Here is a 26,582-nt window from a genome sequence, read left to right as displayed (position 1 = left end):
AAGCGGCGGAGGCATCACCTCCGCCGCTCTCTCCTGTGATCTGGTCTGCGTCAGTCGGGCCGCAGCAGGCGCACGCGGAAGCCCCGGGCTTCGTCATAGGACGGCAGGCCCCGGCGCGCCGTGCCCGCTGTCCATTCCCACCGCAGGGTCCAGAAGTGCAGGTTCAGGCGAATGACCTCACAGACCTCGGAAAAGTCGAGATCGGCTTCGGCGGTGCGGTCGAAATAGGTCAGCTCGGACCAGAGGTGCAAGCGGTCTCCCTGGCGGATGACCTGCCCTTCCTCGCGCAGGTTCACGCCCTGCCCAGGCCGCAGGGCCAGGATGGCCTGCAGAAACTTTGGGGTCTCGCTGTCCTGAAGCCAGCTGCCCTGAAAGAAACGGGTCACGGCCTGAAGGGCGTCTGCCGGGCCCTCGGCCGCGAGAGTGAGCCGCGACGTGTAGGCAGGGACATCTGCCCATCCCGGGATGACCTGCGCGCTCAGGTGGATCTGCACCAGACGCAGGCCGGTGAGCACCGGGACGGGCAGCTGATTCACCGCAACTGCTCCAGAATCGTGGGGTCCTGAATCTTGCGGTCCTCGGCCAGTAGCAGCACCTTGCTCACCACCTCGGCCGTTTTAGGATCGGGGTCGGCAAACGGCAGAAAAATCCGGCCCTGGTGCTGATTGTGCACCGGTACGATGCACAGGAAGCCCCCCGGCTGGCGGTGAACGGTGCCGCTGCCCAGGTGCACGGTGTAGCGGGCGTGGTGGCCGTCAATCAGGGCGTGGTCGTTTTCCAGGCGCACGTTGCCCAGTTTCAACAGGCGCAGCGTTTCGCGCAGCAGGGCGGCGCGCATCTCGGTGGTGCTCTGGCTGGCTTCGGGGTCCACGCCGCCCACGTGGGCCACGCTGACCACCAGGTCCAGGTCGCGCATGGTTTCGCTGAACACGCGCGGCGGCACGTCCGCCAGGAGCAGCGGCTCGGTGGCGCCGGGGCGCAGGAAATACGCGGCGTGCAGGGGCGCACCTTCCACCTCGTTCGGGGTGCCGTAGCCCACGCTGGTGTCCACCCAGACGCTCAGGCCCTCGGCATGCCACGTCTTGCGCACGCCCTCTTCGGGGACCGCCACCCAGCCGCGCGTCTTGAACAGGGCCGCCGCCTTGCCGGGCTGCACGTGGTGGCCGTCATAGCGGGTGGTGCGGCGGGCGCCCTGCTCGGCCCCGGTGAGGGGGTAATACTCGCGGAAGGCCTGCTTGAAGGGCTGTGTCACCCCGCGCGTCATGATGTCCTGCTGAAGCTGCGGCCACTGCCCGCCCACGAACAGGTCATGCGGGTGCGCCAGGCGCAGGGCGTGGTCGGCCAGGGGAACGGGGCCGCCGGGCGTGTCCAACGCGTCCCCCTGCCACCAGCCCACGGCGTCCTCGTTCAGCACCCACAGCAGAGAGCGCAGCATGGGCGCAATCACCGGGTGCCCGGCCAGGTCGCGCAGTTCCTGGGGGGTAAAGAGGTCGCCGCGCACCATCGCCTCTTCCAGGGCCCCGCGCATGCGGCGCTGGGTGGCGCCCAGTTCCCTGACCGCCTCACGCAGGGCTACGACTTCGGGGTGCTTTTTCAGGGCGGCGGGCAGGGTTTTCAGGGCCTTCTGGCCGCGCGTCACGGTCAGGCTGGCTTCACCGCCTGCGGTGAGGTGGATACCCACGGTCACGTCGCCTTCGGTCACCGTCTGGGCCCAGTCGGGGGCCATGCGGGCTTCCATCGCCCACATCAGGCGCTGGGGGTCGGCGTAGCCAGCGGTGCGGGCGAGGTTCTGCAGGCCAATGTCGGCAGCGAGGCGTTCGCTGGCCTGCTTCTGCGCGCCCCACTGCCTGGCCTCGCGGCGAAAGTCGCTGAGGAGACGGTAGCGGGCCTCCAGTTCGCGGGCGGCCCTGGCGGCGCCCCGGCCCAGGGGCAGCAGGCCCAGGGCGCGCACGGCGTCCTGGTGGCGCTTCTCGCGGATGCGGGTGGTCAGTTCGGCCGCTGTGACCTCGCCGCGCAGGGCCTGGGCGTACAGCTCGGCGCGTTTGTGGCCGCCGCTGCTGGAGGCATATTTGGCCGCGCCCAGCAGCGCCTGAAAGCGCGCCTTGCCTAAGCCCCGGTGCAGGCGGTGAAACCACGCCACGTCCACCGCGCCCGCCATCAGGTCTTCGGGGGACAGGGCGGTGCGCTCACTGATCTGCACCTCCCAGTCCTCGCGGATGTCCTGGGGCACCGTCCAGTTCGTGTCGCGGGTGTGGGCGTGCAGCCAGTACACCCCGTCCTGCAGGCCGCGCCAGCCCAGGGCGCCGGCCACCAGCGGGGCCCACTGCGGGGCAAACATCGCCAGGTCCAGCAGCCGGGCTTCACTCAGCCCGGCCTCCTGCGCCAGCCGGGCAAAGGTGGCGGGGGTGTCGCCGGGCGCCGGGAACGCCACGCGAATCAGGTGGCTGAAGGTCACGTCGCGGCTCTCGTTGCGCCCCTGGTAGCCGCGCTTCAGCGGGTTCTTGCCCAGCGCGGCCAGCAGGCGCAGGGCTTTCTCCGCGCCGCTGATGGATTGCAGGGCCAGGGCCGCCGGAGTGGCGGGCGTTTCCAGGTCGCCGCGCACTGCTTCAATCTCCAGCACGCGGGCGCGCACGGCCTCCACCGCCGCCTGCCAGTCGGGGTGGGTGGGCGTGCCCTCGCGCAGGCGGCGCCGGGTAGAGGTGTTCAGGTCGTCAAAGTCGTTGCCGTAGTAATAGCCGGTGCGCTCCGGGCGCGGGCCGATCAGCTGATCGCACAGGTCGGCGCGGCCCGCCCAGCCTTGCTCGTAGGCGCGCAGCAGCAGGCCCGTGTCCGGGCGGCGGCGCGGCAGGTGGGGAAAGCCCGTTCCCTCGTGCAGGGTCAGGTGCCACAGGCGCCGCTCCTGGGCCGGGGTCAGGTGGCCGGCGTGCCTGGGCCGCAGGGGCGAGAGCAGGTCGCGTGGGTCCTCGCTGCGCCAGGAATAGCGCGGGTCGGTCAGCATCTGGGCGTCTTGCGGTAGCCCACTCAGGGCCGTGGCCCAGGCGTCCAGCGCCAGATCCACGTCGGCAGGGGTGCCGAAGGTGGCCTGCAGGTGGCCCGCGACCGCCTGCACCCGGTCCATGTGGGCCAGACGCAACGGCACCAGCGGGCCCAGCGTGCGGTGCAGGGTGGCGCGGCGCAGGGCCTGCCGGGTTTCGGCGGTGCGGCGGGCCTGGGCGCGTTCGGGGTCGGCCTCGGCGTCCTCTTCCCCCGCCAGTTCGGCCAGGACGTCGGCAAGGGCCTCGTCCTCTTCTGCCTCGGCTTCCAGGTCCGGCAGGGTGCTGTCCTGGCGGGCCACGAAGTGCGACAGGGCCCAGGCCATGCGGGTCAGGTCGCCGTCCTGGGCGCCGGGGCGCCCGGCCCACCAGCTGTTCCACAGGTCGGCCAGGGGCATGGGCTGCTCTGCGCGGGGGCTCAGCAGCCAGCCCGACACGTTGCCTAGCAGCGCCGTCTGCTGGCCGTCCCAGCCCAGGCCAGTCAGCGGGGTTTCGCGGTTAGCCTCGATCAGGGCGTCCAGCGCGCGCAGCAATTCTGCGCCGCGCGCCACCTCGGGGGCAAAGTCGCCCTCCACCGGCACGGGGGGCTCGGGGCGGGTCAGGGCCGCCGGGTCAAACAGGCCCAGGCCGTCGCGCAAGCTCAGTTGGCTCTCGGGCTCAGTCAGCGCGGCCAGCAGGGTCTGTTCGGTGACATTCTTCGGCTTGAAGTCGGCGGGCGGCGTCCCCCCCACCTCGCGCAGTAGTTGCAGCCCGGCCTGCCGCTGCTCGGTGCCCGTCTGGGCCAGCAGGCGCCCGGCACTCTGGGCCCCCTGAACCTGGTCGGCCGCCAGCAGCCGGATCAGCCCCCGGCGCAGGTCGGCGCCCCGGCGCCTCAGCAGCCCTTCGAGCACCGGCACCTCGTCCGGCGTGGGCGAGAGGTGGGCCATGATCTCCACCGCTGTCTGCGCCACGCTGCCCACGCGGTCTTGCAGCAGGGTCAGCAGCAGGTCGCGGGTGGGGGCGTCCAGGGGCTGGGGGGGCGCGGCCTTTTCCTCCGGCTGCGGGGTATGCCGCCGCCGCAGATGCCATAGCGCCGCATTCTTGCCGCTGCTGCTCATCTGGTTCAGGTAGGGCGCCAGGATGGCCAGAGGGGCCTCGCCCACCAGTCCGGGCAGGCTGTCCATCGCGTCACTGCGGGCCGGAATGTGGCCCAGCCAGGGAAACAGCAGCGGCTCGTGGCGGGCCTGGGCGGGCAGGCGCCCGGCGTAGGCCACGAAAGCGTCAAAGGGGGGCGCGTCCTGCGCCGCCTGGGCGTAGGCGTGGGGCCGCCCCCCGGCCAGCGCGGCGAGGCGCAGGTCCGGGTCGGCCAGTAGCGCGCCCAGGTCGGCGGGCGTCAGCGCGTCCGCCGCTTCCAGAAACTGCACGGCGGCCATGCGGCGTTCGGGGGCCGGGTCGCTCAGCAGGGGCTGGGCCAGGGCGGCGGCCTCCTGGGCATCGGCCATCGCCAGGGTGTACAGGGCGAGGTAGGCGCCTGCGCCGCTCCCGCCAGCGACGGCGGCGCGGGCCGTGGCGGGGTCTTCCAGAAAGCCCAGGGCGGTCTCCAGGTGGGCGCGCACCACCTTCAGGTCGGTCACGTCGTAGTTCAGGCCGAACCACACGCACGCGGCGCGCAGGGCAGCGGCAAAACGCAGCAGGTCTCCCTGCAGCAGCAGGCGCAGCATCCGGGTAAAGGCGCCCAGGCTGGCCTCGTCCACCGTTTCCAGAATGACCTGCCGCAGGCCCTCCTGGCGCTGGGCGGCCAGCAGCAGGCGCTCGGCCAGCGCCCAGGCGTCCTCGCGGGTGCTCGACAGCAGGGCCAGCGGGACGTGGCGCCCCATGCGGGCCACGGGGTGCTCGGCGCCGGCCGTCTGGCGCAGCACCTCGAACACGTCCTCGTGCCCGTCGCTGATGGCCTGCCCCAGCAGCAGGCCCAGGGTCTGCGATTCCCAGGGGTTCAGCAGACCGGCGTGAACGGCAAACCACGCGAGGTCCTGCGGGTAGTCGCGCGTGGCCTCCCAGGTCCGCCACAGCCAGTTCAGGGCGTGCCGGGCCATGCGGCGGTCACCCGGGGCCCGGAAGGCGCGCCGGGCGTAGCCCTGCGGGTAGGGGTGGCGGGTCAGCAGGGCGGCCAGGGCTGCAGCGGCCACCTCGGGAAACTGCGGAAAGAACACCTGCGCCAGCGCCAGCCGCTCGGCGGGGGTGCTGGCGTGCAGGTGGTCGGTCAGGGTGTCTTCGCGCGGGGGCGGCCCTTCGCGCTCGGGGCGGTGCTCCACATCGGCGCGCACCAGCTCGGCCAGGGGGGCAGGCAGGGTGTCCAGCCGCGCCAGAAAGGCCGGCTTCCAGGGCTGCTGAAAGGGGCGCAGGTATTCCTGAATGTCCATCTCAGCCCCCCGTCAGCGCGGTCAGGCGCACCAGCAGCAGCGTGCTGTCGGGCCGCAGGGTCAGCGGTGTGTCCAGCGTCTCGACCTGCTCGTCGTCCACGAACACGTAATACAGGCCGTCGCCAAAGCCGGTCAGGGCGGTGCGCACGGCGTCCTCGGTGCTCACGGTGCCGCCCGGCGCCTGGGGCGAGGTACTGACGCGCCCGGTCAAGGTGGCCTCGGACAGTTCGCGCTCGGTCAGCACGCGCAGCACGCCCACGCTGTTCTGGCGCTCGTGGTAGGCCGCGACCTCCTGCTCGACCAGATGGATCAGCAGGCTGCGCAGCGTCTGGGGGCCAGCGGGCACCTCCAGCGGGCGGCGTTCAAAGGGAGTCCGGCGACCAACAATCTTGGTTTCGACAATCATGGGTAACCTCGCAGGGGAATGGTGGTGCTGTTCACCATCCAGCTTACCCGGCCGAATTGAATATGTAAATAGCGTAATCCAGTCCAACCAGTTTGTTGGGGTTGAATGGTATCTGGGGGCCTAGCCTGGCTTCACCACGTCCAGCAGCACGCTGGTAAACCCGGGTGGGCGCTGACCCCGCCGCCACGCCTCGTTGCGGTGGTCCAGCCGGGCCGTGCGGTACACCGGGCCGTCGTCCGGCGACCAGGGCTGCTGGTGAAAGGTGCCGCCCGCATCCCACCATTCCAGGGGCTCCACCGTGAAGCCCGCCGCCGTGAAAAGGGGCGCGAAGGTTTCGAGCGTATACAGCACGCGGTGGTCATGGGCGGGCCCCGGGCCACCAACCGCGACCAGGGCCTGGTAGGCGGGGTCCGGGTGATGCCCGTCCGGCACGGCCACGCGCAGGCGGCCACCGGGCTTCAGATATTGGAAGACCAGCCGCGCCGCCTGCGCCCCTTCTTCTCGCCACAGGTGCTCCCAGACGTGCTCGCACAGAAAGGCGTCGGCCAGCCCTCTACCGAAGAACTGCTCGAAACTGGCGGGGTTCAGCAGGTCCAGCGTGGCCTGCTGCGTGGGCACCCAGCCGGGCCAGCGCTGTTCGCCAGCGCCCAGGATGACCCGCACAGGCCCCTCGTTCACAGACCCAGTTCGGCCCGTGCGGCGCGGGTCAGGCCAGCGGTGACCAGGGCGTGGCTGCCGCGCAGCAGTTCCGCCACCAGTTCGTCGGGCACGGTGCCGTCCAGGGTCACCGTGATCCAGTGGCGCTTGTTCAGGTGATAACCAGGAGCAATGGCGGGCCACGCCGCGCGCAGCTCGTCCCCCTGCTCTGGGCGCACCTTCAGCGACAGGGCCAGGGGCTCGGCCTGGATGTCGGTCAGGGCGTACATCTTGCCGCCCACCTTGAAGACCAGGGTAGTGGCGTCGAAGGGAAAGGTTTCCTGCGAGCCCGTCAGGGCGGCGCACGCGGCGCGCAGCTCGGCCATGGACTTCATGGGCCCAGCTTAGGGGCAAAGCAGGAAGCGCACCCGGCCTGCCGCGCAACGCCGGCCCCCTCAGCACAGAGAGCAGCGTTAGGAATGATGCGGTCCGAGCGGACCTCAAAGCCGTTCCAGCACTGACCTCGCAGGCCCAGAAGGCCGCCCATGCTGAAACGACTGGCTGCGCTTGCGCTCAGCTCTCTGTCGTCGGGTCCAGGCCCTCGGCGCTTTCCAGGGCCAGATTGGCTTCCATCATGGAGGGGTCCGCGCCGCCTACCAGGGCGGTCACTTCCGCGCTGCTCAGGCCGTCGCCGCTGGGCTGGGGCACGGCGGGGGCCGGTGGCAGGTGGTCCGGCGCCGGCCCCTGCTCGGCGGGGCGGTGGTCGGCGGCGGGGGCGGTGTGGGGCGCCAGGGTGGGGTTCACGGGAAGCGCGTCTCTGGGGGTGGTGGGGTCGTCGGGGGTCATGCCCCAGCCTGACCCGCCCCGGTCAGCCCCGGCTGATGATTTGCTCAAGACCCCATGAGACAGTGCGGCCATGCCGCTCCTGCGCCCCCTGCTGGCCCTGCTGCTACCTGCCCTGCTGTCGGCCGCGCCGCCGCCGGCGCCCCCGCTGCGGCTGGCGATTCTGGGCGATTTCAACGGTCCCTACGGCGCCACCACGTACCCGCCGCTGCTGGGCCGCGCCCTGGCCCAGGTGCAGGCGTGGCAACCCGACGCGGTGCTCTCGCCCGGCGATCTGGTGGCCGGCCAGAGTCCCCGCCTGAGCGCCGGACAGGTGCGCGCCATGTGGGCGGCCTTTGACCGCGAAGTGCGCGCCCCGCTGGCCCAGGCGGGCCTGCCCTTCGCCTTCACGCTGGGCAACCACGACGCCGCCCTGCCCGGCGACCGGCGCGAGGCCGCGCGCTACTGGCAGGCGCACGCCCCGGCCCTGGCCTACGTGGACCGCGCGGGGTTTCCCTTTCGCTTCTCGTTCACGCTGGGCGGCGGACAGGTGTTCGTGGTGTCGCTGGACGCCAGCGGGCCCACGGTGGACGCCGCGCAGCGCCGCTGGCTGGCGGCGCAACTGGCCTCGGGCCCGGCCCGCGCGGCGGGGGTGCGGCTGGTGCTGGGCCACCTGCCCCTGGCCGGGGTCAGCGCCGACAAGAACCGCCCCGGCGAGGTGATCCGCGAAGCCGGGGCGCTGCGGCAGGTCATGGAGGAGGGCGGCGTGCTGGCCTACCTGCACGGCCACCACGCGGCCTTTTACCCGGGACGACTGGGGGGGCTGAATGTGCTATCGGCCGGCGGGATTGGGGGCCGGGCCTACGTGGGTTTTCCCGGCACCGCGCGCAGCACGGTCACGCTGCTGACCGTCTGGCCGGCGCAGGGCCACGCCACCTTTCAAACCGTGGACGTGGCCACAGGCAAGGCCGTCCCGACCGAGACGCTGCCGGCCCGCCTGGAAGGACTGGGCGGGCCGCTGGAACGGGTCGAACGTTTTGAAGGGGGGCGTTAGGCCTTGTGCCCGCCCGGCGACGCGCTGTCGTCCCCGAAGCTCCAGATATCCAGATCGTCCAGCGCGCTGCCCAGGCCCTGAAGCTGCTGCAGGTCCTCGGCCTTCACAGGTTGGTTACGCACGTCGTCCACCTGCCCAATGGCGCGGGCCATCACGTCCTCGGGAACGGCGGCCATCAGGCGCTTCAGCTCATCGGGGGTCACGTCCAGCAGCGCGTCGGACAGCACCTCGTCGGGCACATCGGCCTGCACGGCGGCGCGGGCGGTCGCCACGGCTTCGGCGCTGACTTCGGGGCGAATGGCGTCGGGGTCGTCCAGGGCAGCGGTGCCCGGAGGGGCCAGGAAGGCGGGGGCCGCCGCCACAGGGGCCACTGTCACGGCGGTTGCTGCCACGGCCGGCGCCGCAGCGGCAGCAGGCGGGACAACGGGGGCCGGCGCGGCCTGGACCGGGGCTGCCGGCATGGGCACGGGGGCCGGCGAAATGGGCGCGGCCGTCTGGGGCGGCAGGGGGCTGACCACTGGGGAGGGGGCGGCGGGGGTGGGCACCACGCGCACGCCCGAGGGCCGGTCCGCTGGGGTGGCCGGGGGCGCGGCGGGGGGACGGCGGCGCCGGGCCACAGCCCAGACCAGAGCGAGCGCAGCCAGCACGGCCAGGGCGACAAGAACTCCCATCATGGCTTCAGCCTAGAGTGCCGCCTATGACACTTTTCTGAACCCTGGGGCCGCACGCCCCCCTGGCTGGTCAGAGGTCCCGGGTGCACCAGCGCAAGAGGGGCCAGCAGAACCCAGCACAGGCGCCGTTTCTCGAAGACGGCCCAGCAAAAAAGGCGACCCGCAGGCCGCCTTGATTTTTTAAAGATAGAGCGGTATCCAGGCCCTGTCAACCTATGCACCTGCCTGCCCTGGGCTTGAAAGGGCGCCGCCACCCAGGCTCCAGACCATCAAGCGTTGGGCAGCCCGGCGCGACCCGTAGAGTGTGGCAATGAGTACCATTGTGGTCTTTACGCTGTCGGCGCTGGGACATGTTCACCCCACCCTGCCCATCGTGACCGAACTCGTTCAGCGTGGATACCACGTGGTGTACTACTGCGGCGAGGAGGTGCGCGCGAAGATTGAGGCCACGGGCGCCACCTTCCGGCCCATTCCCTGGGATTTCCGCTCGGTGGAGCGCGCGCAGCAGCCCCGCCTGAGCGCCTATGCCCTGGCGCAGGCCCACTGCGCCGCCGCGCTGCTGCCCCGGCTTCTGGCCGAGGTCGTGGCCCTGGCCCCCGCTGGCGTGCTGGCGGATTTCATGTGCCTGTGGGGCCGCATGGTGGCCCGCACGCTGAAGCTGCCCCTGGTGAACATCAGCAGTGGGTTTGCCCTGGGCCCGGGGGTCCTGCCGCCCCGCCCCATGCTGATGGCCCTGGACGTGGGCCCCGCGCCGCTGCCCGGCGGCCGGGAGGTGCTGGAACTGCGCCGCCTGACCGCGCAGCTGGCCCGGCAGTACGCGGCGCCGCCCATGCAGACCCAGTTTGATCTGCTGTCTATGGACGGTGACGACGTTCTGGTCTGCACCGCGCAGGCCTTTCAGCCGCGTGGGGAGCAGTTCCCGGCGCACTTTCACTTTATCGGGCCGTCGGTGGCCCCCCGCGCCGAGCAGCCGCCGACATTGGGGCCACTGGACGACCGGCCGCTGGTCTACGTGTCGCTGGGCACGGTGTTTAACCGCAAGCCAGACTTTTTCCGCCAGTGTGTGGCGGCCTTTGCCGACGGCGCCTATCAGGTCATCCTGTCGGTGGGCGACCGCACCGATCCTGCCGTGCTGGGGCCGCTGCCCGACCATATTCAGGCGCGGGCCTACGTGCCGCAGCTGGAGGTGCTGTCGCGCGCCAGCGTCTTTGTGAGCCACGCGGGCATGAACAGCGTGTCTGAAGCCATCTCGCAGGAGGTGCCGGTGGTGGCGGTGCCGCAGGCCGCCGACCAGTTCACCATCGCCCAGCGGGTGGCGCAGCTGGGCATTGGCCGCACCCTGCAGCCATTCCAGCGCAGCGCCCGGCAGTTGCGGGCGGCGGTGGACGCCCTGGCGCAGGACACGGCGGTGCGGGGCCGGTGCCGCGATCTGCGCGGGGCGTTTGAGCAGGCCGGGGGGCCCGCCCGCGCGGCGCAGATCATTGAGGCGCGGATGGCCTGAAGGCGGCATGCGCTCAGCCAATGGCTGCGTTTCTCCTGCCTAACCGTCTTCCCCGGTCCAGCGCCTGACGCTGTGCCCGGCCAGCAGGTCCAACTCCCAGGCCAGCGCGTCGTAGAGGTAGGCGGGCAGACCGGGCCACAGGGCCGCGCCCTCAAAGGCAGCCTCGATGGTCCCGAACCGTTCCTGCCGGCCAGCAAAGGACAGCCCCACCTGTCCGCCGGGCAGCACATCCAGCCTCAGTTCGCCTTCCTCTGCCGGAATCCGTACCAGTGATCGCCGCACCATAGGGGCCAGCGTACAGGGCGCAGGCAGCAAAAGCGGCCAGCCCTGGGAGGAACTGGCCGCTCGGGAAAACCGAGGTCTTACGCTTCGCTGTAGGTTTTTTCGATGGGCATGCCCACGGCGTTGCCCCATTCGGTCCAGCTGCCGTCGTAGTTGCGCACCTTGGGGTAGCCCAGCAGTTCGCGCAGCACGAACCAGCTGTGGCTGCTGCGTTCGGCAATGCGGCAGTAGGCGATCACGTCCTTGTCGGGGGTCACGCCTTCGCCTTCGTACAGGGCCCTCAGTTCCTCGGCGCTCTTGAAGGTCCCGTCCTCGTTGGTGGCCCTGGCCCAGGGAATGGAGCGGGCGCCGGGGATGTGGCCGCCGCGCAGCACGCCTTCTTGCGGGTAGGCGGGCATGTGGGTCACCTTGCCGCTGAACTCGTCGGGGCTGCGCACGTCCACCAGGGCGCCCGCGCCATTCTTGACGCTCTGCAGGTGCGCCTTGACCTCGTCACGGAAGGCGCGCAGCGAGTCGTCGCGGGTCAGCGCCGGGTACTGGGTCGCCTCCACCTGGGGTGCGTCGGTGGTGGTCTCGCGGCCCTCGGCGATCCACTTCTGGCGCCCGCCGTTCATCAGCTTCAGGTTCTTCACGCCGCTGTACGACAGGAACCAGTAGGCGTAGGCGGCCCACCAGTTGCTCTTGTCGCCGTACAGGATGATCTGGTCGTTGGGCCCAATGCCCAGGCGGCCCAGCAGCGCGCTGACTTCCTCAGGGGTAATAAAGTCGCGTTCCACGGGGTGCCACAGGTCGGTCTGCCAGTCCAGCTTCACGGCGCCGGGAATGTGGCCAGTGTCGTACAGCAGGATGTCTTCATCCACCTCCACGAGGCGGATGCCGGGGGTGTTCAGGTTCTGGGCGACCCAGTCGGTGCTGACCAGTACGTCTTTTGCGTAGTCCATAGGTGTGCCTCCTGAGGCGAAATTGGGCCGGTCTTGCTCGGTTTGCCCCCGGATTGTAACCCTGAGCGGCAGTTATTGACAAAAGAGGTCAACTGGACAGCCCACCCCATTCCCCCGCCGGGGCGGGCGCTACAGTGGCGGGCATGACCGAGAGCGCGCCCCTTCCCGAAAAGCTGCAGAGCATCGTGAATCTGTTCCGCAGCGCGCCCAAACCGCTGCGGCTGCAGGCCCTGCTGGAGTACAGCAAGAAGCTGCCCGGCCTGCCGGAGAAGTACCTGGAGCACCCGGAGTTCCTGAAGCCCGTGCCCGAATGCACCAGCCCCTTTTTCCTAGTGACCGAGCAGGACGAGGCTGGCGGTATGCACCTGTATTTCAAGGTGCCTGAGGAAGCGCCGACCGTGCGCGGCTACGCGGGCATTCTGCATGAGGCGCTGGACGGCGCGCGGCCCGAAGAGATTTTGAATATTCCGGACCAGTTTTATATGGACATGGGGCTGACGGAGTTGATTACGCCGATGCGGCTTCGGGGGATGGGGGCGATTTTGATGCGGTTGAAGACGGATGTTCGGGAGCATGGGCAGGGGTGAGGGTGGCGCTTCCTGGCTAGCCCCACCCCCCAGCCCCCTACCCCAGAGGGGCAGGGGGAGCAGACGTTCGCACTGGGCAAGAGTTTCTACTGAAGTCGGCTGCGCTTCCCTCTTCGTTGACGTATCCGGCTTCGACGCCATCCTCCGAGAACGCGCAAGGGCCCGCGCGCTGCGCGCCCGACGGCCTCGTCTGGACCTGGACGGTAGAGGAGCCAGGCATCTTGGTGCGGCCCAGAAGGTTCTCCTTTTCAAAACAAGGGGGCTGGGTGGGTAGGTTCAGGCACACTCACTGAACAGCACGTCTCTGGCCCGACGAGTTCCATACCCAGAACAACCGCCCACCTCATCCTTTGCGGGACGGGGTGGGCGGTTGCTCTTGGGCTTTATTCGTCGCTTGTGGTGGGGACGGGGCGGGCGGGGGGGCCTTCGCGGTAGGCATGGACCAGAGCCGCCAGGGCCTGGCCCCGGTGGCTGATGGCGCGCTTTTCAGGCACGGTCATTTCGGCGAGGGTGCGGGTGTGGCCGTCGGGCACAAAGAGGGGGTCGTAGCCGAAGCCACCGTCGCCGCGCGGGCCTTCGAGCAGGGTGCCCTGGAGTTCGCCCCGGTAGGTTTCCACGTGACCGTCGGGGTGAGCCAGAATCACCACCGACACGAACTTGGCGCGGCGGTTGGCCTGCCCGCGCAGCTTGTCGAGCAGGTACACGTTGCGCTCCACATCGCTGTTCCAGTTGCCGTAGCGCGCCGAATACACGCCGGGTTCGCCGCCCAGGGCCTCGACTTCCAGGCCGCTGTCGTCGGCCAGGGCGGGCATGGCGGTCATGTGGGCCACAAAGCAGGCTTTCAGGGCGGCGTTGTCCTCGTAGGTGCGCCCGGTTTCCTCGGGCAGAGGCAGGCCGCTGACGCTGGTGAGGGTCCAGTTCAGGCCAGACAGCGCTTCTTGTATTTCCCGCACTTTCCCGGCGTTGCCGGTGGCCAGCATGACCTTCATCCCTGCGTCGTTCATCACGCCCCCGAGTCTAGGCGATGCCCTGGCCCGCATGTGAAGAACCCCACGCCCGGCAGCGGGGCGGCGCGGTGGGGGTATCGAGGCCCAGGCGGTCCGGGGGTCAGTAGCGCGCCGCCAGTTCCTGCACCAGTTCGTCCTGCAGAGCACGCAGGGTAAGGATAGGGGCATCCTCGGGGCCGTTCATCAGGATCGCAAAGGCCAGGGGGTGTCCACTGCGGCCCGTCACGTATCCGGCCAGCGCACTCACCCCGGGCAGGGTGCCGGTCTTGGCGCGCACGTCCAGCCCCGCGCCCAGCAGCCGCCGGGCCAGGGTACCGCCGCGCCCGTCGTGCTCCGGCACATTTTCGCCGGTGCCGGCCTGGGGCAGCGCTTCAATGAAGGCGTTGCCCCGCGTGCGGTACAGGGCCCCAGGCAGGCCTGTCTTGCCGGGCAGGGGGTGGGGCAGATCGTACTGGGCGCGCAGCACCGTGACCAGCGCCCGCGCGGTCAGGCGGTTCTCGCGGCTCAGGCCGCTGCCGTCAGCGAGGCGCACGCCCCGCAGGTCTACGCCCACGCGGCGCAGCCACGCCCGCTCCCGGGCCAGGGCCCCGGCGAGGGTGCCGTTGCCGCCGGGGCGGTGGGCCAGGGTGGCGAGCAGTTCTTCGGCCCGCAGGTTGTCACTGGGGCGCAGCATGGCCGCCAGCACCCGCGCAGGCGAGGCGCTGCGCACACTGGCCACCCCCTGCTCGGGGCGCTGGGCCAGCGGAATCCAGGGATCGGGGGGCAGCGGGCGGCCCTGGTCGTCGGTGCGGGCGGGGGGCACGTAGGGCCGGAACGGGGCGGCGCGCCCAATCTGCGCTGAGGCGACAGAGATACCGGCGCGGCGCAATTCCTGCACCAGGGCCGCCCCCAGGCGCGCCTGGGCTTCAGCGGCGGTGGCAGGGGGACGAACGCGCCATTCGGCCAGTCGCAGGGCGGTCATGGGCAGCCCCAGCGGAGTCTGTGCCCAGGCGCCACTCAGCGGCGTTTGGTCCAGCCGCACCTGCCCCACCTGCCGCACGCCGTGGGCATAGGCCTGCTGCGCCAGGGCCCGCAGGCTGTAGGCCCCCGTGACCGCCAGCGTGGGGTCGCCGCTGCCGCGCAGGGTCAGGTGCGACACCTGCGCGCGGCCCACCTGGGCAGCAGGCACCGTCAATTCGGCTGTCCAGGCCCCCGACGACCCCCCGCGTTCGTCCAGCACGCTGCTGGCCGTGATCAGCTTGATCGTGCTGGCGGGAATAAAGGCGTCGTCGGGGGCCTGGGTTTCCAGCACCGCCCGCGTGCGCAGGTCCACCACCAGCACCCCTGCGCGCACCCCCGGCGGCAGCTTCGAGAGCACCCCGCGCGCCGGCGCACTCAGGCCCGGCTCGCGCGTCAGCCGAACCGTGTCGCCTCCCTCGGGCGCCTGGGCCCCTGCGCTCAGCAGACAGAAAATCAGCAGGGCAGCGCGGCGCATGGGGGACAGGATAGAGCAGGGGGCGGGGTGGCAGTGAGACTGCCTCATGCGGCCCGGCGGGCCTGTCAAGCCCTGGTTTGCCCGCGCCCCGCCTTTCTCTTTTCCCACTTCCTCCTTCCCACACCCCACTTCCCACAGCCCTACATCACCGAATCGCTCTCCCGCAGCAGCAGCGGCGCGCGGAAGGCCGCCGGGCGCCAGTGGGTCTGGGCGTGAATGGCTTGGGGGGGGCAGGACTGCAGGCAGGCCATGCAGCCGGTGCAGGCATTCAGGGTCAGCAGCAGTTGCACGCCGCCGTCGGGTTGCAGTTCGCGGGCAATGGCGCCTGTGGGGCACACGTTGGCGCACACCGGGCAATCAATACAGCTGTCGTCCACCAGCGGGGCGGGCCAGGAAATGGCGGCGTCCTCCGGGGGGGCGGGCTTCAGGCTGCGCGCGCGCCACACCCATTCCTGGGGGGTGCGCTCTTCAGGCACGCTCCAGTCCACGAAGGGCAGGGGTTGCTCGGGCAGGCTCTGGGCCACCTGCTGCTTGCCCGCACGGAACAGGGCCCCAAAGGCCCCCCGGCGCGACACGGTCAGGGCCCGCGTCCTGTCCTCGGGCGCCGCGCGGCGGATGGTCACCCGGGCGGGCTGGCCGGTGGGGGCGCGCAGGCGCTGGGCTTCGTCCAGCACCCGCTCCAGGCGGGCCGGCACATCGGGGGCGCCCACCGGGCACGCGGCGCAGTCGCCGTGCAGCAGGGTCAGCGGCGCGCCCCAGGCCCCGGCGGCCGACAGCAGCGCCGGGGTCACGCGCCCCAGGCAGGGCAGTGTGGGGCCGCCCGCGCCGCTCTGGGCACAGGTGAGGCTGGCGTCGGGACCGGGGCGGCTGCCGGGGGCCTGCTGGTCTTTGACCGCTTGCAGGGCGGGTTCCAGATTGTATTCCAGGGCGCCGCTGGGGCACACCTGCACGCACAGGCCGCAGCCGGTGCACTTGGCCGGGTCAATCTGCACGCTCTGGCCCAGTGGGCCCAGTTCGATGGCGCCGTGCGGGCAGGTGCGGTGGCAGGCGTCGCAGCCCCCCACCGCCTGACGTTCCAGCAGGCAGCGCGGGGCCGTGAAGCGGGGCAGGGGGTTGGTGGCCTCGTCCAGCCGGGCCAGGACTCCGTCAAGCATTGGGGCAGTCTACGCGCGGGCCGGGCCGGCACACCGTGGCGCAGCGCCGGGTCTGCGTTCAGCGCCGCGTGGGCACCCGCAGCGTGATGTACAGCACGCCGGCCAGCCCCAGCAGCACCCAAAGCACCTGTCCGGCCAGCACCGGAATGCGCCCCACGCTGAAGGCCACGGCCAGCACGATGCACAGGCAGGCCACCCATTTGGCCCGCAGCGGCATCCCCCGCCCCGCGCGGTAGTCCTGCACCAGCGGCCCCACCACCGGGCGCGAGAGCAGCCACGCCTCCCAGCGCGGATCGCCGCGCGAGAAACAGGCGGCGGCCAGCACAAACCACACCGTACCCGGCAGCCCGGGCAACAGCAGCCCCAGCACACCCAGGCCCGTCAGAACAAAGCCCAGCGCCACCCACAGGGGGCGGATTTTGGGGGGCGCCGGCGGCAACGAAGCCATAGCCCCCAGCCTAGCCCAGTCCCAGGTGGCCCAGTCCCAGGTTTAGGCACCTAGGAAGAGGGACGCCCCCCTCAGGCCGGCAGCACCACGATGCCGTCTTCATCGGCGTGCAGGCGGTCACCGGGGCGAATGGTGACGCCCGCAAACGTGACCGACACGTTCTGTTCGCCCTGCATGGCCTTGCCGCTGCGGCGCGGGTGGGCGGCCAGGGCCCGCACGCCCAGCGGCAGGCAGCGCAGTTCGGCGGTGTCGCGCACGCAGCCGTGCACGATCACGCCGGCCCAGCCGTTCTGCACCGCCAGATCGCCCAGCAGCCCGCCCAGCAGCGCACAGTTCAGGCTGCCGCCGCCGTCCACCACCAGCACGCGGCCCTCGCCGGGGGTTTCCAGGGCGGCGCGCACCAGCGGGTTGTGCTCGTGCACCCGCAGAGTCACCGCCGTGCCGGTAAAACGGGGGCGGCCACCGTAGTCGGTCAGCAGCGGCAGAAGCACCTGCGCGTCCGGGTAGAGGTCGCTCAGGTCGGTGGTGGGCAGGTCCTGGGTAGGCAGATCGGCACTGGGTTGATCGGCGCTGCGGAGCTCGGTGTGGGTGGGGGTGGGGGTCATGCTCTAGTGAAGCAAGCGGAGCGGAGCGGCAGCCGTACTCCGCAGGGAACAACAGCAAAGCGGGGGCAGGAGGTGAGGAGCGGTGCGCCTCTCCCCCGCCTGAGCCCCTGCCCTGGGCACCCCGGGCCTTTTGCCAAGCGCGACTTGACAGGCGGCGCTTCCGGAGTACGATGGTTTTGTAACCGCTTACATTTTCTGAGCCACCGGGCCCGCGCGTTCTCCTGCTTTGCCGCCAGTACGGCATCACTCTCTTTTCGCGCTGCTGTTGTAACCGGTTACAGTCTGCCCACTCCCCTCACCTCTCCCCCGCCAGCGGCCTGGGCCCGCCAGAATCGGAGCCATGACCCCCACGACCCGCGCCACCATTGACGACATCGCCCGCGCCGCTGGCGTGAGCAAGGGCACCGTCAGCCGCGTGCTGAACGGCCACAGCACCGTGGCGGCGCGCACCCGGCAACGGGTGCAGGACGTGATGGTGCAGCTGAGCTACGCGCCGGACCCGGCGGCCCGGCACCTGAGCTGGCGCACCGGGCAGACGCTGGGGCTGTCGCTGGACCGCGACGATCCGCTGCTGCACCCCTATCACGTGCTGTTTCGCCGGGCGCTGGAAAGCCAGACGGCCCCGCAGGGTGTGCAGCTGGTGGACCTGCGCGCCGACCTGCAGGGCATGGCCCGGTTGCCCAGCGCGGTGCTGGTGATGCACGCCGTGGACGGCGACCCCCGCCTGAGCTATCTGGCGGCCCAGGGGGTGCCGGCTGTGCTGATCGGGCACCAGCCGGGGGCCTTCTGGGTGGCGCCCGACGATGTGGGCGGCGCGCGCCTGGCCACCCGGCAACTGACGGGCGCGGGCCACCGCCAGCTGGCCTACCTGGGGGCCGGGCCCAGCCAGGTGGCCCAGGACCGCGAATACGGCGCGCGGGACGCGGCGCGCGCCGCCGGGGCCACCCTGCAGACCATTGCCAGCGATTTCACCGTGCTGGGCGGCTACCGCGCCGTGCGCCGCGCCTGGGAAGGGGGGCTGCGCTTTACCGGCCTCTTTGCCCAGAGCGACGAGAGTGCCGCTGGCGCCGTGGCCGCGCTGGACGACCTGGGCGTGCGCGTGCCGCACGAGGTCAGCGTGGTGGGCTTTGACGGCCTGCCCGAACTGCCCATTCCGCTGAAGCTGACCACCGTGGCCCAGGACATTCCCCGCATTGCCGCCACCGCCCTGACCCTGGTGCAGGAGGCCATTCGCGGCCTGCCCGCGCGGGGCGAATTCATTCCTGTACACCTGATGCCCGGCGCCACTGTCGCGCCACCCCCCGGAGGGACGCCATGAAAAAGACCGTGCTCCTGAGCCTCGCCGTGCTTGCCGCCGCTGCCGCCCAGACCGCGCAGGCGCAGACCACCATCAAGATCAACGGCTACGGCGGCACCGACCCGGCCGTGGTGGGCGACCTGATCAACCGCTTTGTGAAGCCTGCGCTGGCCAAGGACCGCATTACGGTGGTCTACGAGCCGCTGCAGGGCGACTACAACAAGGCGCTGACCACCCTGCTGGCGGCCGGCAACGCCGGGGACGTGTTTTACCTGCCTGCCGAGACCATTGACGGCTTTGTGGCCACCGGCAAGGTGCTGCCGCTGAACGGTCTGGTGAACACCAGCCCCTTTATCAGGAGCCTGAACAGCGCCTTTACCCGGAACGGGCGCCTGTACGGCGTGGCCAAGGACTTCAACACCCTGACCCTGGTGTACAACCGCGACCTGTTCGACGAAGCGGGCGTGCCCTACCCCAACAACAACGACACCTGGGCCACCCTGCAGACCAAGCTGACCACCCTGAAGCAGAAACTGGGCCCGGACTACGCGGGCATCTGCCTGCAGCCCAACTGGGACCGCTTTGGGGCCTTTGCCTTTGCCACTGGCTGGCAGCAGTTCGACAGCAAGGGGCGCACCAATCTGGCCGATCCCCGGTTTGTGGAGGCCTTTAACTTCTACACGGGGCTGGCGAAAAACAAGGTGGGCGTGCAGCCCAGCGAGGTCAGCGAGGGCTGGACCGGCGGCTGCCTGAAAACCGGCAAGGTGGCGGTGGCCATTGAAGGCAGCTGGATCGTGAACTTCCTGCGCGACAACGCCCCGAACCTGAAGTTCGGCACCGCCCTGATGCCCAAGTACACCAAGACCGGCACGCGCGGCAACTTCCTGTACACCGTGGGCTGGGCCATCAACAGCGGCACCAAGAACCGGCAGGCCGCGCTGAAGGTGCTGAACATCCTCACCAGCCCGCAGGTGCAGCAGTACGTGCTGGAACAGGGCCTTGCCATTCCCAGCCGCACGGCGCTGACCAGCAACGCCTACTTTAAAAAGACCGACCCCGGCGCTGTGAACAGCCGCCTGGTCTTTGACGGCGCCGACGACGGCAACGTGCGCGCCTTTACCTTCGGGCCCCAGGGCACCGACTGGAGCAAGCCGATCAACGAGGCCCTGGCCGCCGTGCTGAGTGGCCAGAAGAGTGCCGCCGACGCGCTGAAAAAAGCGCAGGCCGACATGAGCACCTTCCAGAACCGCTAAGGGACGGATAGGCCCTTGCCCCTCTCCGCTTCTGGGGCTCAGAGCGCTGCCTAGCGGAGAGGGGGCCCCGGGAGGGTGGGTGAAGGGACGTGCCTGCCCCCTCCCCCCCCTCCTGACCACGTCAGGGCCCTGGGCGCCCCTGACGCCTCTCCCCTGCCCGGCTGGAGGGCCCCTATGCGCCAGCACCGCTCGCAGACCCCGACCGCCTACCTGTTTCTCGCGCCGTTTCTGATCACCACGGCCATCTTTTTCTTCTATGCCTTTGGGCGGGCGCTGTACTACTCGTTTACCGACTTCAACCTGTTCAACACGCCGAAACTTATCGGCGTGGCCCCCTACGCCGACGTGCTGGGCGATCCATCGTTTCGCCGGGCCCTGGGCAACAGCCTGGTGTTTGCCCTGGTGACCACCACGCTGCAGACCATTGGCGCGCTGCTGATGGCCGTGGCGCTGAACAACAAGATCCGGGGCATGGGCTTTTTCCGTTCGGCGTGGTACATGCCCAGCATCACGTCTTCTGTGGTCATCACGCTGATTTTCCTGTGGCTGTTTCAGCGCCGGGGCATCGCCAACTACCTGATCACCCAGTGGCAGGCGTACCAGCCCCTGATCCTCACCTTTCTGGGCACGCTGTTGGCCCTGCAGGTGGGCCAGGTGCTGTGGGAACGCGCCCGGCGGCTGCCCGCTGGCTGGCTGGACCCGGCCCTGGCGGCGGTGAGTGCCCTGGGGGCCCTGGCGGTCACAGGGCTGCTGGCCTGGACCGGCGTGGTGGGCGCGCGCGAGGTGGCCCCCTTTGACTACCAGTACTTTGCCGACAAGTGGATCGAGGTGGGCGGGGTGCGGGTGCTGAGCGTACCGCTGCTGGTGGTCATCATTCAGAACACCTTCACCACCATTCCCACGCTGATGCTGTTTTTCCTGGCAGGGCTGCAGAACATTCCCGGCGCGCTGTACGAGGCCGCCGATATTGACGGCGCCACGCCCTGGCAGAAACTGACGCGCGTGACGGTGCCCATGCTGCGCCCGGTGACCTTTTACGTGGTGACCGTGGGATTGATCGGCACCATGCAGATGTTCGATCAGGTGGCGGTGATCGGCAGCGCCGCGCCGCCCGATACGCTGGTCACGCTGGCGTACTACGTGTATACCAACACCTTCAAAGCCGGCGCCGCGCCGGTGAACATGGCCTCGGCGGCGGCGATCATCCTGGCCCTGATCATTCTGGCGATGGTCTTTGTGCAGCGCCGCTTCTTTCCCTCGGAGGCCTCATGACGGCTGCGCTGCCGGGCACCCCGGCCCACCACACCCCCCAGGCCCGCGACCGCTGGCTGGCGCGGCGCCGCTGGGCCCGCGCGGGCTGGCTGTACGCCTTCATGCTGGTCATGAGCTTTTTCTTTCTGGGCCCCTTTGTGACCGGGCTGCTGAGTTCCCTGAAAGACAACCCCAACGAGTACCCGCCCACCCTGAACATTCCGCAGCTGACCCCGCAGTTCATCACGCGGGCGTGGCAGCTGGGTGTGCAGGGCGGGGGCGACGGCTGGCAGGGTGGCCTGAAGCCCGGACGCAGCGTGAGCTTTGAGGTGAGCGTGCAGTCGCCCGCCGGCGCGCCGCAAACCCCGCCCACCGTGGCCCTATTTCCCTACCAGCCCGTCAGTCTGGTGGCGGTGGCGCGGCAGGCCCAAGCCAAGGACTACGCCGCCCTCACCACCGAGCAGGTGGCCCAGCGCAACGACGTGCGCACCTACCGCGTGACCGTCAAAAGCCCGGTGCTCACCCGCCAGACTGGCGACCCCGTCCGCGCGGTGCTGGTGGCCCCAGACGCCAATCTGCGTGCCCGGCTGCCCGGGGGCGAGGTGGTGCCCGTGGTGCTGGACACCCCCGAAGCCCAGGCCAAGCAGTACGAACTGAACGAGGGGCAGGCGGTGGAACTGGTGCGCGGCCCTGGCGGCTACGCCCTGCGCGGGCCCCTCTTCGAGCGCACGCCGCTGCAGGTGGACGTGGTGCGCGGCCAGAGCATCGTGGGCAGCACCCTGCCGCCCAGCGACCGCCAGAACTTCGGGCGCTCGTTCGCCTACCGCAACATCACGCCCGGGGTGCTGGGCTACACCTTCAACAACTACCGCCGGGCCTTTAACGAAACCCGTGACGGCAAGAGTGGCCGCAGCCTGTTTTTCAGCTGGGTGATGAACTCGTTCCTGTACGCCTTCCTGCGGGTGGCGGCGGCCGTGGTGTTCTGCTCGCTGGCGGGCTACGCGCTGGCCCGCATGCAGTTTCCCGGCAAGAACCTGATTTTCCTGGGAGCGGTGCTGTTCGTGCAGATGGTGCCCACCCAGGTCAATCTGGTGAGCAACTACGTGCTGCTCAAGGATCTGAACCTGCTGAACATCTGGGGCCTGTGGCTCTCGGGGCTGGTGGCGGCGGGCGGCGTGTTCCTGATGAAGCAGTTTTTTGAAGGCATGCCGCGCGAACTGGAGGAATCGGCGGCCATTGACGGCGCGGGCACCCTGACCACCTTCTTCCGCGTGATGCTGCCGCAGGCGGGCCCGGCCCTGATCGCCCTGGCGATCACCCAGTTTCAGGGCGCCTGGAACGACTTTTTCTGGCCGCTGGTGATTCTGCGCGAGAACACCAGTTTCACCCTCACGGTGGGCCTGTCCAACTTCCGCGAACTGTACGGCGGCCAGGGCGACTACGGCCTGATTCTGGCCGGGGCGGTGCTCAGCGCCATTCCGGTGATCATCCTGTTTGTGGTGTTCCAGCGCTACTTCGTGGACACCGGGGCCGACAGCGCGGTGAAGGGCTAGGCGCGCGCCGCTGCCCCTCCCTTTTCTTCTTCCAAGGACGGTCATGCTCAACACCCGCACGGTTCTCAAAGACAACGACCTTTATCTGGTGGGCGACGCCCAGTACGTGGTGGCCCAGGGCGAAAGCGGGCTGTACCGCCGCGACACGCGGGTGCTGTCGCGCTACGAGTGGCGCCTGGACGGCCAGCCGCCCCAGCCCTTGCTGCAGCAGGAACGCGCCCCCTTCTGGCTACACGAGCAGGCCGCCAACGCCAACGTGGGCTACACCATGAAGGTGGGCCTGCGCCGCGACCTCACCCTGAGCGCCACCGAACTGCGCGACACCCTGCAGGTCACCCGTTACCGGGGCCAGGGCCCCCACGAACTGAAGCTGTACCTGGGCGCCGATTACCTGGATATGTTCGAGGTGCGCGGCTGGCCCGGCGGCCTGGGCGCGCGGGCGGTTGAGGCGCAGGCCACCGCCCAGGGCGTGACCTTCGCGTATGCGGCGGGCGACGGCCTGCGCAGCCGCACCGTGGTGCAGGCCAGCCTCCCCGCCACCTGGGACGGCGAGGCCCTGGTCTGGACATTGCCAGATGCCCACACCCAATTACAGGTGAGCGTCTTTCCCCTGCAGGACGATGAGGTGCCTACCCCCGGCGACCCGGCGGCGCTGCTGGCCGAATACCGCGCCCTCACCGAGAGGCTGCGCGCCCAGGTGCAGCTGCCCGACCCCGCCGACCAGCAGGTGCTGGAGCGCAGCGTGGCCGACCTGCGCAGCCTGAGTTTTCAGACCGACCACGGCGCCTTTCCGGCGGCGGGCCTGCCCTGGTTCGTGGCGCCTTTTGGCCGCGACTCTATGCTGATGGCGCTGATGGTGCACCGCCACCTGCCCGAGCTGGCCCGCACGGTGGCGCGCTACCTCGCCGCCCACCAGGGCGTGCGCCACGACCCAATGACCCTGGAGCAGCCCGGCAAGATCCTGCACGAACTGCGGGTGGGCGAGCTGACACGCCTGGGCCACACCCCGCACCGCCCCTACTACGCCACCGCCGACGCCACGCCGCTGTTCGTGTGGCTGGTGGGCGAACTGGCCCGCACGGACCCCGCCCTGGCCGGGGAACTGCGCCCGCACTGGGAAGCGGCCCTGCAGTGGTGCCTGCACGACGGCGACCCCGACGGCGACGGCTTTCTGGAATACACCCCGGACCCCAACGGGATTACCAACGCGGTCTGGAAAGACAGCGGCGACTCCACCTTTACCGAGGACGGGGTGGATGTCAGCGGCCATGTGGCGGTGATCGAGGTCCAGGGCTACGCCTACGCGGCCTACCGCGCGGCGGCCAGCATGTACCGCCAGCTGGGCGAACCCGGAGCCGCCGAAGCCTGGGACGCGCGGGCCCTGGCGCTGCAGGCGGCCTTTCAGCGGGCCTTCTGGTGGCCGGAGCGCGGCACCTACGTGCACGGCCTGAACGGCGATAAACAGCCGCTGCGGGTGCTGGTGAGCAACGCGGCCCATACCCTGTGCACCGGCATCATTGCCCCGCCCTACGCGGTGCAGGTGGCCGCCAGCGCCCTGGGCCCAGAACTGTGGAGCGGCTGGGGCATTCGCACCCTGGGCACCGGGGAGCGGCGCTACAACCCGGTGTCGTACCACAACGGCAGCGTGTGGCCACACGACACCGCCCTGGCGGCCCTGGGCATGGCCCGCTGCGGCCTGCACGCCCAGGCCCAGCAGGTGGCCCGCGCCCTCTTTGACGCCGCCCGCGCCGCCCCCGACCACCGCCTCAGCGAACTGTTTGCCGGCTTCCCCCGCGAGGCCCACACGCCCCCCGTCCCCTATCCCGCCGCCTGCCACCCCCAGGGCTGGGACGCCGCCATTCCCCTGGCCCTGTGGCCCCTGCTGGGCAGCAACGCCGACGCCGTCCCCCATCCTACCGAGGTGGTCGCCAGCCGCTAACCCAGACGGGAAACTGGCTCATGGCTCATGGCTCATGGCTCATGGCTCATGGCTCACGGCCCAGGGTCTGCCCCCGTTAAGGTTTTCTGCAGCCCACCCGCCCCAACCTCACCGGCGGCGGGCGCACACTGACAGGCATGCTGGACAACATTCTGAACACCGTCAAACGGGGCGCAGAGCGGGTGCAGCGCCGGGGCGAAGAGGTGGCGCACGCCGCGCGGCTGCGCATGGAAATCTTTCAGCTGGGCCGCGAACTTGACGCCCTGTACGCCCGCCTTGGCCGCTCGTACCATGCCGGGGCCCCGGCTGACGTGCTCTCGGGGGTGCAGGAAGAGGTGCGGCGCCTGGAAGACGAGATCCGCGCCCGCGAGCGCCTGATGGCCGAGCTGAACACCGAGCCTGAACCCGCCGCCGCCGACGCCGCCCCGGGGGGCCTGAGCCCCAGGCCCGCCACCCCGCCGGGCGCCGCCACCGAACCCACCGTCCCCGACGCCATGCCCCGACCCCACCACCAGGAGGCCACCATGACCGACCGCGACCCCTACGTGACCCCCGCCGACCGCACCCCCGACGAGCGCCCGGCCGGCGTGCCCACCACCCCCGACCCCACCATGCAGCATAGCGACAAGCGCCTGGAACCCGGCGACCACCGCGCGGGCGTGGCCCTGGAAGGCGAACGCGAAAAGCAGTTCCGCCACGACAACACCATTGAAGAAGGCAAGATGGCCAGCCGCAACCCGGACCCGCTGGACAAGTAAGGGAAGAAGGAGCCCAGGCGTCCAAAGGGGCGTCTGGGTTTTTTGTGGCATGAAGGTGGGCCGAGGGGTCGAGCAGTGGGGAAAACTCTGATGCAGGCCCTTCTGTGGTTCAGGGCGGCTCTGTCGTTTTGGCCGGGCCGAACGTCCCCCTTCTCTCTTCAGCCCAGGCGTGCAGCAGCCCCTAACCTCCTCCCCTGCCCTTACCCCTCTTCCCGAATAAACTGCGCCGGCCGCTTGGCCCGGAATGCCTCCACGCCTTCCTTGTGCTCCCAGTGATCGCCCGCCACCTGCTGCAGAATCGCTTCCTGGTCCAGGGCCTCATCCAGGGTGCTCGTCTGGGCAGCCATCAGGGCCTGTTTGGTCAGCTTCAGGGCGTGGGCGGGGCGGGCGGCCAGGCGCTCGGCATAGGCCTGCACGTCGTCGGCGAAGGTCTCGTCGGGGAAGACATGCTCGCACAGGCCCAGCTTCAGGGCGTCGTCGGCGCGCACCCGCTCGGCCAGGGCCATCAGCTCAAAGGCACGGTGGTAACCCACGATGCGCGGCAAGGTCCAGGTGCTGCCGGAATCGGGAATCAGGGCAATGTTGGAAAACACTTCAATGAAGCTGGCCCCCTGCGCCCACAGGCGGATGTCACCGGCCAGGGCGAGGCTGGCCCCTGCGCCCGCCGCCACGCCGTTCACAGCGGTCAGCACCGGCTTGCCCAAACCCCGGATGGTGCGGATCAGGGGGTTGTAGGTGTGGTGCAGGTGCTCGGTGAAGGTCATGTCGCGCCCGGCCACGTCGCCCAGGTCCTGCCCGGCACAGAAGCCGCGCCCGGCCCCGGTGATCACCACCACGCGCACGGCCTCGTTCTCGTCGGCCTGCTGCAGTTCGCGGGTCAGGGTCAGCAGCAACTCGTCGTTGGCGGCGTTCAGCTTGTCGGGGCGGTTCAAGGTCAGGGTCAGGACGTGCGCCTTGAGCTGGGTGCGGATGACGGGCTCACTGGTCATGGGCCCCAGGGTAACGCCCGAAGGGCACCCTGCTACACTCCGGGCCGTGAGTGATCCCGCGCCGCCCGTGGTTCTGGCCCTGGATGTCAGCAAGTCGCGCATTGGCTTCGCGGTGAGCGCCGGGCGACTGGCCTTTGGGCGCGGCAGCGTGGACCGCAAGCGCCTGCCGCTGGACCTGAAGGCCGTGCGCCTGAAAGTCGAGGACACCGGCGCCACGCTGCTGCTGCTGGGCCTGCCCCTGCGCACCGACGGCGCCCCCAGCCCCGCCGCTGACCGCGTGCGCGCCTTTGGCCGTGTGCTGCAGGAACGCGGCTACCGCGTGGCCTACCAGGACGAACGCTTTACCACCCGCCGCGCCCGCGACCTGGGCGCCGCCGATGAGGACGAGGCCGCAGCGGTGCAGATTCTGGAACTGTACCTGTTGGGTCAGGAACGGGAGCAAGGCGCTCTGAGTGGGGACACAGCGGCGAGCGGGCCAGAGCAAGGCTAAAGAGGCTCTGGGCCATGAGCTATGGGCCATGAG

General features: G+C 70.2%; 25 protein-coding genes. 10 read left to right on the top strand and 15 right to left on the bottom strand.

The window, feature by feature from the left end:
* Positions 1 to 50 precede the first annotated feature (50 nt).
* The 6 genes from KMW22_RS08005 to KMW22_RS07980 form a co-directional block, all read right to left on the bottom strand.
* On the bottom strand, positions 51 to 536 hold the full coding sequence (locus KMW22_RS08005) for a hypothetical protein (protein WP_221089500.1): 486 nt from the start codon (positions 534 to 536) through the stop codon (positions 51 to 53).
* Complete coding sequence (locus KMW22_RS08000; protein ID WP_221089499.1) at positions 533 to 5,431, bottom strand: DUF4132 domain-containing protein; 4,899 nt, start codon at positions 5,429 to 5,431, stop codon at positions 533 to 535. Before KMW22_RS08000 ends, KMW22_RS08005 begins: the two co-directional genes overlap by 4 nt.
* Before the next feature lies 1 nt (position 5,432).
* Positions 5,433 to 5,837: a hypothetical protein gene (locus KMW22_RS07995; protein WP_235692750.1), complete on the bottom strand. Its 405-nt coding sequence runs from the start codon at positions 5,835 to 5,837 to the stop codon at positions 5,433 to 5,435.
* A gap of 120 nt (positions 5,838 to 5,957) precedes the next feature.
* The gene (locus KMW22_RS07990) at positions 5,958 to 6,500 is read right to left on the bottom strand and encodes a class I SAM-dependent methyltransferase (RefSeq protein ID WP_221089498.1); all 543 of its coding nucleotides are present in this window, start codon (positions 6,498 to 6,500) and stop codon (positions 5,958 to 5,960) included.
* 11 nt (positions 6,501 to 6,511) lie between these two features.
* Complete coding sequence (locus tag KMW22_RS07985) at positions 6,512 to 6,868, bottom strand: MmcQ/YjbR family DNA-binding protein (RefSeq protein ID WP_221089497.1); 357 nt, start codon at positions 6,866 to 6,868, stop codon at positions 6,512 to 6,514.
* A gap of 178 nt (positions 6,869 to 7,046) precedes the next feature.
* Positions 7,047 to 7,319, bottom strand: coding sequence for a hypothetical protein (locus KMW22_RS07980; protein WP_221089496.1), 273 nt, complete (start codon positions 7,317 to 7,319; stop codon positions 7,047 to 7,049).
* Between the two features lie 70 nt (positions 7,320 to 7,389).
* Between KMW22_RS07980 and KMW22_RS07975 the strand changes: the two genes are divergently transcribed.
* On the top strand, positions 7,390 to 8,349 hold the full coding sequence (locus KMW22_RS07975) for a metallophosphoesterase family protein (RefSeq protein WP_221089495.1): 960 nt from the start codon (positions 7,390 to 7,392) through the stop codon (positions 8,347 to 8,349).
* On the opposite strand, the gene KMW22_RS19310 is transcribed toward KMW22_RS07975, so the two are convergent.
* Positions 8,346 to 9,023 (bottom strand): hypothetical protein, encoded by a 678-nt coding sequence (locus KMW22_RS19310; RefSeq protein WP_235692749.1) that lies wholly within the window; start codon positions 9,021 to 9,023, stop codon positions 8,346 to 8,348. The two genes, KMW22_RS07975 and KMW22_RS19310, sit on opposite strands and share 4 nt — an antisense overlap.
* 307 nt (positions 9,024 to 9,330) lie before the next feature.
* Here KMW22_RS19310 and KMW22_RS07965 point away from each other — a divergent pair, with 307 nt between their 5' ends.
* Positions 9,331 to 10,521, top strand: coding sequence for a macrolide family glycosyltransferase (locus KMW22_RS07965; protein WP_221089494.1), 1,191 nt, complete (start codon positions 9,331 to 9,333; stop codon positions 10,519 to 10,521).
* A gap of 39 nt (positions 10,522 to 10,560) precedes the next feature.
* Here KMW22_RS07965 and KMW22_RS07960 read toward each other — a convergent pair whose 3' ends face one another.
* Positions 10,561 to 10,806 (bottom strand): hypothetical protein, encoded by a 246-nt coding sequence (locus KMW22_RS07960; protein WP_221089493.1) that lies wholly within the window; start codon positions 10,804 to 10,806, stop codon positions 10,561 to 10,563.
* A 77-nt stretch (positions 10,807 to 10,883) separates the two neighbouring features.
* Positions 10,884 to 11,744: a sulfurtransferase gene (locus KMW22_RS07955; protein WP_221089492.1), complete on the bottom strand. Its 861-nt coding sequence runs from the start codon at positions 11,742 to 11,744 to the stop codon at positions 10,884 to 10,886.
* A 143-nt stretch (positions 11,745 to 11,887) separates the two neighbouring features.
* On the opposite strand from KMW22_RS07955, the gene KMW22_RS07950 reads away from it, so the two are divergent.
* Positions 11,888 to 12,331 carry a SufE family protein gene (locus KMW22_RS07950; RefSeq protein ID WP_221089491.1) on the top strand — a complete coding sequence of 148 codons (444 nt, stop codon included), beginning with the start codon at positions 11,888 to 11,890 and terminating at the stop codon, positions 12,329 to 12,331.
* Between the two features lie 383 nt (positions 12,332 to 12,714).
* Here KMW22_RS07950 and rdgB read toward each other — a convergent pair whose 3' ends face one another.
* The 5 genes from rdgB to rraA all read right to left on the bottom strand — a co-directional run bounded on the left by rdgB (position 12,715) and on the right by rraA (position 17,019).
* The gene (rdgB, locus tag KMW22_RS07945) at positions 12,715 to 13,335 is read right to left on the bottom strand and encodes an RdgB/HAM1 family non-canonical purine NTP pyrophosphatase (RefSeq protein ID WP_235692780.1); all 621 of its coding nucleotides are present in this window, start codon (positions 13,333 to 13,335) and stop codon (positions 12,715 to 12,717) included.
* A gap of 103 nt (positions 13,336 to 13,438) precedes the next feature.
* Positions 13,439 to 14,812: a D-alanyl-D-alanine carboxypeptidase/D-alanyl-D-alanine-endopeptidase gene (locus tag KMW22_RS07940; protein ID WP_221089490.1), complete on the bottom strand. Its 1,374-nt coding sequence runs from the start codon at positions 14,810 to 14,812 to the stop codon at positions 13,439 to 13,441.
* Positions 14,813 to 14,952: 140 nt separating this feature from the next.
* Positions 14,953 to 15,966 carry a 4Fe-4S dicluster domain-containing protein gene (locus KMW22_RS07935; protein WP_221089489.1) on the bottom strand — a complete coding sequence of 338 codons (1,014 nt, stop codon included), beginning with the start codon at positions 15,964 to 15,966 and terminating at the stop codon, positions 14,953 to 14,955.
* Positions 15,967 to 16,024: 58 nt separating this feature from the next.
* The gene (locus tag KMW22_RS07930) at positions 16,025 to 16,414 is read right to left on the bottom strand and encodes a YbaN family protein (protein WP_221089488.1); all 390 of its coding nucleotides are present in this window, start codon (positions 16,412 to 16,414) and stop codon (positions 16,025 to 16,027) included.
* A 71-nt stretch (positions 16,415 to 16,485) separates the two neighbouring features.
* Positions 16,486 to 17,019, bottom strand: a complete 534-nt coding sequence (rraA, locus tag KMW22_RS07925; RefSeq protein WP_221089487.1) for a ribonuclease E activity regulator RraA — start codon at positions 17,017 to 17,019, stop codon at positions 16,486 to 16,488.
* A gap of 340 nt (positions 17,020 to 17,359) precedes the next feature.
* On the opposite strand from rraA, the gene KMW22_RS07920 reads away from it, so the two are divergent.
* The 6 genes from KMW22_RS07920 to KMW22_RS07895 all read left to right on the top strand — a co-directional run bounded on the left by KMW22_RS07920 (position 17,360) and on the right by KMW22_RS07895 (position 25,070).
* Positions 17,360 to 18,337, top strand: a complete 978-nt coding sequence (locus tag KMW22_RS07920) for a LacI family DNA-binding transcriptional regulator (protein WP_221089486.1) — start codon at positions 17,360 to 17,362, stop codon at positions 18,335 to 18,337.
* Positions 18,334 to 19,569, top strand: a complete 1,236-nt coding sequence (locus KMW22_RS07915; RefSeq protein ID WP_221089485.1) for an ABC transporter substrate-binding protein — start codon at positions 18,334 to 18,336, stop codon at positions 19,567 to 19,569. Before KMW22_RS07920 ends, KMW22_RS07915 begins: the two co-directional genes overlap by 4 nt.
* Positions 19,570 to 19,743: 174 nt before the next feature.
* Entirely contained in the window at positions 19,744 to 20,841 is a 1,098-nt protein-coding gene (locus tag KMW22_RS07910) for a carbohydrate ABC transporter permease (protein ID WP_221089484.1), read from the top strand.
* A complete protein-coding gene (locus KMW22_RS07905; RefSeq protein ID WP_221089483.1) occupies positions 20,838 to 22,373 on the top strand; it encodes a carbohydrate ABC transporter permease in 1,536 nt (511 codons plus the stop codon). Before KMW22_RS07910 ends, KMW22_RS07905 begins: the two co-directional genes overlap by 4 nt.
* Before the next feature lie 43 nt (positions 22,374 to 22,416).
* On the top strand, positions 22,417 to 24,312 hold the full coding sequence (locus KMW22_RS07900; protein ID WP_221089482.1) for an amylo-alpha-1,6-glucosidase: 1,896 nt from the start codon (positions 22,417 to 22,419) through the stop codon (positions 24,310 to 24,312).
* Between the two features lie 137 nt (positions 24,313 to 24,449).
* Positions 24,450 to 25,070: a hypothetical protein gene (locus tag KMW22_RS07895; protein WP_221089481.1), complete on the top strand. Its 621-nt coding sequence runs from the start codon at positions 24,450 to 24,452 to the stop codon at positions 25,068 to 25,070.
* A gap of 200 nt (positions 25,071 to 25,270) precedes the next feature.
* On the opposite strand, the gene KMW22_RS07890 is transcribed toward KMW22_RS07895, so the two are convergent.
* Positions 25,271 to 26,059, bottom strand: coding sequence for an enoyl-CoA hydratase-related protein (locus KMW22_RS07890; RefSeq protein ID WP_221089480.1), 789 nt, complete (start codon positions 26,057 to 26,059; stop codon positions 25,271 to 25,273).
* Between the two features lie 46 nt (positions 26,060 to 26,105).
* Between KMW22_RS07890 and ruvX the strand changes: the two genes are divergently transcribed.
* Entirely contained in the window at positions 26,106 to 26,549 is a 444-nt protein-coding gene (gene ruvX / locus KMW22_RS07885) for a Holliday junction resolvase RuvX (protein WP_221089479.1), read from the top strand.
* Positions 26,550 to 26,582: the final 33 nt, after the last annotated feature.

This window comes from Deinococcus aquaedulcis, assembly GCF_019693445.1.
GTDB lineage: Bacteria > Deinococcota > Deinococci > Deinococcales > Deinococcaceae > Deinococcus > Deinococcus aquaedulcis.
Note: the sequence above shows the minus strand (reverse complement) of the source record. Positions and strands in the feature narration are given on the sequence as shown.

Coding starts and splice junctions, on each gene's coding strand:
- KMW22_RS07895 (WP_221089481.1), top strand. CDS start 24,450: ATGCTGGACAACATTCTGAACACCGTCAAACGGGGCGCAGAGCGGGTG.
- KMW22_RS07920 (WP_221089486.1), top strand. CDS start 17,360: ATGACCCCCACGACCCGCGCCACCATTGACGACATCGCCCGCGCCGCT.
- KMW22_RS07905 (WP_221089483.1), top strand. CDS start 20,838: ATGACGGCTGCGCTGCCGGGCACCCCGGCCCACCACACCCCCCAGGCC.
- rraA (WP_221089487.1), bottom strand. CDS start 17,019: ATGACCCCCACCCCCACCCACACCGAGCTCCGCAGCGCCGATCAACCC.
- KMW22_RS07975 (WP_221089495.1), top strand. CDS start 7,390: ATGCCGCTCCTGCGCCCCCTGCTGGCCCTGCTGCTACCTGCCCTGCTG.
- KMW22_RS07985 (WP_221089497.1), bottom strand. CDS start 6,868: ATGAAGTCCATGGCCGAGCTGCGCGCCGCGTGCGCCGCCCTGACGGGC.
- KMW22_RS19310 (WP_235692749.1), bottom strand. CDS start 9,023: ATGATGGGAGTTCTTGTCGCCCTGGCCGTGCTGGCTGCGCTCGCTCTG.
- KMW22_RS07980 (WP_221089496.1), bottom strand. CDS start 7,319: ATGACCCCCGACGACCCCACCACCCCCAGAGACGCGCTTCCCGTGAAC.
- KMW22_RS07900 (WP_221089482.1), top strand. CDS start 22,417: ATGCTCAACACCCGCACGGTTCTCAAAGACAACGACCTTTATCTGGTG.
- KMW22_RS07940 (WP_221089490.1), bottom strand. CDS start 14,812: ATGCGCCGCGCTGCCCTGCTGATTTTCTGTCTGCTGAGCGCAGGGGCC.
- KMW22_RS07935 (WP_221089489.1), bottom strand. CDS start 15,966: ATGCTTGACGGAGTCCTGGCCCGGCTGGACGAGGCCACCAACCCCCTG.
- KMW22_RS07950 (WP_221089491.1), top strand. CDS start 11,888: ATGACCGAGAGCGCGCCCCTTCCCGAAAAGCTGCAGAGCATCGTGAAT.
- KMW22_RS07930 (WP_221089488.1), bottom strand. CDS start 16,414: ATGGCTTCGTTGCCGCCGGCGCCCCCCAAAATCCGCCCCCTGTGGGTG.
- KMW22_RS07995 (WP_235692750.1), bottom strand. CDS start 5,837: ATGATTGTCGAAACCAAGATTGTTGGTCGCCGGACTCCCTTTGAACGC.
- KMW22_RS07910 (WP_221089484.1), top strand. CDS start 19,744: ATGCGCCAGCACCGCTCGCAGACCCCGACCGCCTACCTGTTTCTCGCG.
- rdgB (WP_235692780.1), bottom strand. CDS start 13,335: ATGAACGACGCAGGGATGAAGGTCATGCTGGCCACCGGCAACGCCGGG.
- KMW22_RS07960 (WP_221089493.1), bottom strand. CDS start 10,806: ATGGTGCGGCGATCACTGGTACGGATTCCGGCAGAGGAAGGCGAACTG.
- KMW22_RS07955 (WP_221089492.1), bottom strand. CDS start 11,744: ATGGACTACGCAAAAGACGTACTGGTCAGCACCGACTGGGTCGCCCAG.
- KMW22_RS07890 (WP_221089480.1), bottom strand. CDS start 26,059: ATGACCAGTGAGCCCGTCATCCGCACCCAGCTCAAGGCGCACGTCCTG.
- KMW22_RS08000 (WP_221089499.1), bottom strand. CDS start 5,431: ATGGACATTCAGGAATACCTGCGCCCCTTTCAGCAGCCCTGGAAGCCG.
- KMW22_RS07915 (WP_221089485.1), top strand. CDS start 18,334: ATGAAAAAGACCGTGCTCCTGAGCCTCGCCGTGCTTGCCGCCGCTGCC.
- KMW22_RS07965 (WP_221089494.1), top strand. CDS start 9,331: ATGAGTACCATTGTGGTCTTTACGCTGTCGGCGCTGGGACATGTTCAC.